Annotated in this window: 6 protein-coding genes; 3 read left to right on the top strand and 3 right to left on the bottom strand. The window is 65.9% G+C overall.

Annotation, left to right across the window (positions count from 1 at the left end):
* Window positions 1-482 precede the first annotated feature (482 nt).
* A complete protein-coding gene (locus tag B4N44_RS17700) occupies window positions 483-794 on the bottom strand; it encodes an antibiotic biosynthesis monooxygenase family protein (protein ID WP_296703728.1) in 312 nt (103 codons plus the stop codon).
* A gap of 4 nt (window positions 795-798) precedes the next feature.
* Here B4N44_RS17700 and B4N44_RS17695 point away from each other — a divergent pair, with 4 nt between their 5' ends.
* Together B4N44_RS17695 and B4N44_RS17690 are read left to right on the top strand one after the other, a co-directional pair.
* A complete protein-coding gene (locus tag B4N44_RS17695) occupies window positions 799-984 on the top strand; it encodes a hypothetical protein (RefSeq protein ID WP_296703725.1) in 186 nt (61 codons plus the stop codon).
* Between the two features lie 24 nt (window positions 985-1,008).
* Window positions 1,009-1,512, top strand: coding sequence for a globin family protein (locus B4N44_RS17690; protein WP_296703720.1), 504 nt, complete (start codon window positions 1,009-1,011; stop codon window positions 1,510-1,512).
* A 111-nt stretch (window positions 1,513-1,623) separates the two neighbouring features.
* Here the strand turns inward: B4N44_RS17690 and B4N44_RS17685 are convergent, their stop codons facing one another.
* Window positions 1,624-2,592, bottom strand: coding sequence for a zinc metalloprotease HtpX (locus tag B4N44_RS17685; RefSeq protein WP_296703716.1), 969 nt, complete (start codon window positions 2,590-2,592; stop codon window positions 1,624-1,626).
* Window positions 2,593-2,915: 323 nt separating this feature from the next.
* On the opposite strand from B4N44_RS17685, the gene B4N44_RS17680 reads away from it, so the two are divergent.
* The gene (locus B4N44_RS17680) at window positions 2,916-3,416 is read left to right on the top strand and encodes a class I SAM-dependent methyltransferase (RefSeq protein WP_296703714.1); all 501 of its coding nucleotides are present in this window, start codon (window positions 2,916-2,918) and stop codon (window positions 3,414-3,416) included.
* A 697-nt stretch (window positions 3,417-4,113) separates the two neighbouring features.
* Here the strand turns inward: B4N44_RS17680 and B4N44_RS17675 are convergent.
* Window positions 4,114-4,587, bottom strand: coding sequence for a thermonuclease family protein (locus tag B4N44_RS17675; RefSeq protein WP_296703710.1), 474 nt, complete (start codon window positions 4,585-4,587; stop codon window positions 4,114-4,116).
* Between the last annotated feature and the right edge of the window lie 123 nt (window positions 4,588-4,710).

Raw genomic sequence — 4,710 nt, 5'->3', positions numbered from 1 at the left:
CAGCCCTCCGAAGGCTGGGGTCACAGGTTCGAATCCTGTCGGGCGCGCCAAATCCCCTGCCAAACAGCTAATTACATCCACGACTCGGCTCCCCGAGCCCGCTCCTTGCGCAATCCCAGCGCCGGGGTAAGCCGCCACGGATCAGCGCTCCCATGGAGTGTCCACTTAAGCGTGTCCTCATACCGGCCGACCACCGCGCGCTGGTCGGCAGACGACATCGCGGCACGGACCGAGGCCACCATACAATTGGCCCGGGCGATCAGCTCGGTGACCGTCTTCGCGTTCACGCCGCACTCGGCAGCGAGGTCGCACGGAATGCCGGCGCCCGACATTCGCGAACACCGGCTGAATCCACCCCAGCCGGTTCTCCGCCAACCCCTCGCCGTAGCGGATCCGCCGGAAGGTTCCGAGCCGCCAATGCCGCTTCACATGCCGGTCAGGCCGCGTGCGGCTCCGGCAAGCGCCGCTATCCTTCGCGCCGATTAGCCCCGCGGACCCGATTCCTCCAACACCACGTCGAACAGCTCCAGCATGGGTTGGCCTGCATAGGTCCCCTGAGGCGCCTTCGCCTGCGCATGTGCCTTGTGGAACGCCTCGGATTCGCGCCAGGCGTCGAAGTGACCACGCGAGGCCCAGGTCGTGTGAGAGGCGTACAGCGTGGTCTCTTCGTCTTCCGGCCCTTTGAGGAGCAGAAAGGTCACGAAGCCCGGCACCTGCGCGAGCTGGGATTGGCGTTCCCGCCAGAGGCGCTCGAAATCGGCCTCGAAGCCACGGTTGATGCGAAACCGATTCATGGCGATGAACATCGATCGGGCCGAGGCCTTCTTCGCCGAAACCGTCGAGATCGACACAGCCCCGCTGCAAACCTGTCTCATCGCCCACGTTCAGTCCGGCGGGCATCTCCTCGGAACCGGCTTCGGCTCGGGGCGCGATGATCCAGCGACTCGGCGTACCGTCCTGAGACGATTCGATTTCATCCCCTGAGACTCTTGGCGCATGAGATTGGTCATGTTCAAATCGGCCACCGTCGACCAGGAAAACGCTTTGGATCCGCGTCTTCATCACCGAATCGCCAGCGCAAACCGGAGAGAAACGTCCATGAACCCAGAGACCATAGCGCTCGTCAGAGACTCCTGGGCCAAGGTGGAGCCCATATCCGAACAGGCCGCGGGGCTTTTTTACGGCCGTTTGTTCGAGGTTTATCCCGAGGTCAGGCCCATGTTCAAGGGCGATATGAAAGATCAGGGCAATAAGCTCGTCGTCATGCTCACCACTGCCGTAAACGCCCTCGACAATCTCGATCCCTTGATCCCGGCCATCAAGAAGATGGGCGCACGCCATGCGCGTTACGGGGTTCGTGACGACGACTACGCAAAGGTCGCCGACGCGCTGCTGTGGACCCTTGGCCAGGGCCTCGGCGATGATTTCACCCCCGAGGTGAAGAAGGCTTGGGTGGGTGTTTATAGCGCCTTGGCCGACACCATGAAGGCAGGCGCCGCCGAGTCGACCTGACCGACAGCTCCGAGTCAGGACCCCGGATGCTCGATCGGACGCCGACTGGTGATGAGCGTGATACGCCGACCACAGCAGGAATCTTGGTCGGCCACCATCGGCCACAAGCGGTCAGTACCAAAGACCGGTCCAATGCCGACGCGGCGTTTGCAGGGGCAGGCTCCCGGCGCAACCCGAGGGCTCCGAACGAGGCAAGCAAAGCGGGCTTCCCGAGGAGAACCCGGTTGCGTGCGAGGACGCAAGATCGCGCAGACGCTCCACCCGCTCGGCCGTCGGCGGATGAGTGCGCAACAGCGAGGGCTCGGGCAGACGTCGACCGGGCAGAAGCAGTTGCTCCCAAGACGCGCGCCCAGTCTGCTCCAGCTTCACCAAGGCCGAGGCCAAGGCGACGGGATCGCCCGACAGCTCCACCGCGCCGCGGTCGGCCTCGTACTCGCGGCTGCGCGACAGCGCGAGCTGCACCAGCGCGCTGAGTGTCGGCGCGGCCAGCAAGATCAGGATGGGAAACCAGGGCAGCCCGTCGATGCCGAGAACGAGCGCCGGCAGCACCAGAAGGAGCAAGAGCTGGCCGGCGAGGCTCAGCGCGGCGGTGATGCGGCTGACCAGATCGGCGAGGGCCATCACCCGAATGTCATCGTGGGCGATATGGGCGACCTCGTGCGCCAACACCGCCGCCAGTTCGCGCCGGTCGAGCCGCCGCAGCAGGCCGTCGGAGACGAGGATCGCGGCATCGTCGCGACGTCCGGTCGCGAAGGCGTTGACGGTCGCCGACGGCAGATAATGGAGCTGCGGGACGCGCGCCAAGCCGGCACGCTGCGACAGCGCGTCCAGCAGGCGATAGAGCCCCGGAGCCTCGCCCGGTCGCACCGGGCGGGCGCGATACAACGACATCAGCAGACGCGGCGGGATCGCGGGATTGGCCGCGGCGAGGATCAGCACACCGAGCAGGGTGCCCCAAAGCAGCGGCTCGCCCCCGATCACCCAGGCCAGCGAACCGAGCAAGAGGGCGAGCAACGCCAACAGCCCCAGGCTCTGGAGATTGTTGCGCAGCTTGTGCCGAACGAGTTGTCCGTGATTCATGCACATTCTTTAAGGTCGTCCGGGTCGATCCTCAATCGGACGGCACAGGTTTGGCCGAGCCGGTCACCGGCCTTCCCGGCGGGCGTGGCCGCGCGGAGCGATTTCTTGGCCGCAACCACAGATCGAGAGCTCGCCATGTCGCAGGATCCCAAGCCGCACGGTCGAGACACCGAAGTCGACTCGATCGCCGACTACGAGGACCACGCCGAGACCGTCTTCGCCGAAACCGTCGACGTCGACATTGGCCCCGCTGTACGACCGGTTCCTCGACCATATTCCGCCTTGCGGTCAGATTCTCGGTGCAGGCTGCGGGTCGGGGCACGATGCGCTGGCGTTTCGGCGGCTGGGCTATAACCGTGACCGTGTTCGAGGCGTCGCCGACGCTGACGCGATTGGCCTCCGAGCATCGCGGCTTGCCGGTCGAGGTCGAGCGCTTCCAGAGGATCGACTGGGAGGATTCATTCGACGGTATTTGGGCCTGCGCGAGTTTGCTGCATGTGCCGATGGCAGAGCTGCCCGAGGTGTTGGAGCATCTCGGGCGCGCGCTGAAACCCGAAGGGGTGCTGTATGCCTCGTTCAAGTATGGGGCAGGAGAGCGGGCGCAGGGAGGGCAGCGGTTTACCGGCCTTGACGAGGAGGGCCTCGCGGCGCTGGTCGAGACGGCGCCGGTGCTTGCGGCGCTCGCGACCTGGGCCACCGGGGATCGGTGGAAGGGGGAGCGTTGGGCGAATGCGATTATTGCGAGAGAATCGCCGTCACGCGCGGTTCGCCGGATGTGTGGTCAACCTCATGAGTCATCGGAGCCGGCTGAGGGCGCAAACTAAAGGTTCGGATTGCCGCCAATCTAACTGCCTGGCTGGGTGCCGGGTCTACCCATAACCGATTACTCAACCCTGGCGGCGATCAGGTGGAACTCGGCTGAATCCAGACGCTCAGTCGAATCGCCCCTATGGCCGGAAAACGCGCGTTGGAGACTCCCACGGCTGGTTACGCCAAGAATCACCTCGCGCGGACAGCTGTCAGTCGAGTTGCCGAGGTCGGCGACGGTTGGGCCCCAGGAGCGGTCTGTCGCGGTTCCTTGGCACTGCGACTCCGAAGTGGCGTCGTCGGCGAGTTCCGGACGCAGGAGTTTCGGCGGTCGGAGTCCGAAGTCGCGCGGACAGCCGACGCTCGCCCTACCAACGCGTTCCATATACTGTCACCGGAATTCCCCCCTCGCGACGTTCCGTGGGAGCCGGAGGCGGGTGACCGCCTCCGGCGACCCGGTGGCTGACGGGCGCAATCCCGTCAGCCCGACCCGATCGCGGGCTGATAATTGAGCCTGGCCCCTTTCCCCCCGGCGTGACCGGACGCGAGGGCCTGCTCCAGAACCTTTCGGCCGGTTCCACCGGTCGCTCCAAAGAGTGCGATCTGCATGCTCGGATGTCCTTGAGGTCTGTGGTTGATCGAAACAGGCGTCGGAGCGCCCGGCGACCTTGCCATCATACCGCCCGGGTTCGGCAACCACCCGTATCGGCCCGCTCAATCCCGCGGGAAATACCGCTTCGAGCCGCTCTCCCGCACGCAGTAGATCCCGCCCCGTGGACCCGTGCAGGTCCGACCCGAGTCGCACGGACAGGCACCCGAGCTCGGTTTCGCCGGCACGGCCGTCGTCCTGCCGTCGCGCCAATCCCAGGGCGCGATCGGCCGCGGATCGGACCAGAGTCCGACCCCATCCCTCCGAGCCGCCTTCTCGGCCGCCTCGTAGAGCCGGCGGTCGCTCGGGGATTGCTCGCCGGCGTACTCGCGATACCACCAGGCGTAGCCGGCGCGTACCAGAGCCAGATTCACATCGGCCCCGTCGAACATCAGCTTGCCGACGAGCCGATCGTAGCGATCGCGCTTGTGCCAATCGACGGTCAGGGTCTTGCCGCCGACCCGCGAGGACAGGGCGCGCTTGGCCTTGGCCCCGAAGGGTTGCTTGCTCTCGGGGGCGTCGATGCCGGCGAGGCGCACTCGGTGCGTGCGCTTGCGCGCATCGAGAACCTCGACGGTATCGCCGTCAAGGATGCGGACGACCTTCCCGTCGAGGCTGTCGGCATGGGTTTGCGGGGAGGGCCTTGATCATCGATTGGTCCA

The organism is Thiocapsa sp. UBA6158, from assembly GCF_002423035.1.
Taxonomy (GTDB): Bacteria; Pseudomonadota; Gammaproteobacteria; order Chromatiales; family Chromatiaceae; genus Thiocapsa.
The sequence above is the reverse complement of the archived record's forward strand: the minus strand, read 5'-3'. Positions and strand labels throughout refer to the sequence as shown.

What these genes read in the sequence shown, in the direction of transcription:
- B4N44_RS17695 (WP_296703725.1), top strand. Translation starts at nt 799, where the DNA reads ATGAACATCGATCGGGCCGAGGCCTTCTTCGCCGAAACCGTCGAGATC.
- B4N44_RS17700 (WP_296703728.1), bottom strand. Translation starts at nt 794, where the DNA reads ATGAATCGGTTTCGCATCAACCGTGGCTTCGAGGCCGATTTCGAGCGC.
- B4N44_RS17685 (WP_296703716.1), bottom strand. Translation starts at nt 2,592, where the DNA reads ATGAATCACGGACAACTCGTTCGGCACAAGCTGCGCAACAATCTCCAG.
- B4N44_RS17680 (WP_296703714.1), top strand. Translation starts at nt 2,916, where the DNA reads ATGCGCTGGCGTTTCGGCGGCTGGGCTATAACCGTGACCGTGTTCGAG.
- B4N44_RS17690 (WP_296703720.1), top strand. Translation starts at nt 1,009, where the DNA reads ATGTTCAAATCGGCCACCGTCGACCAGGAAAACGCTTTGGATCCGCGT.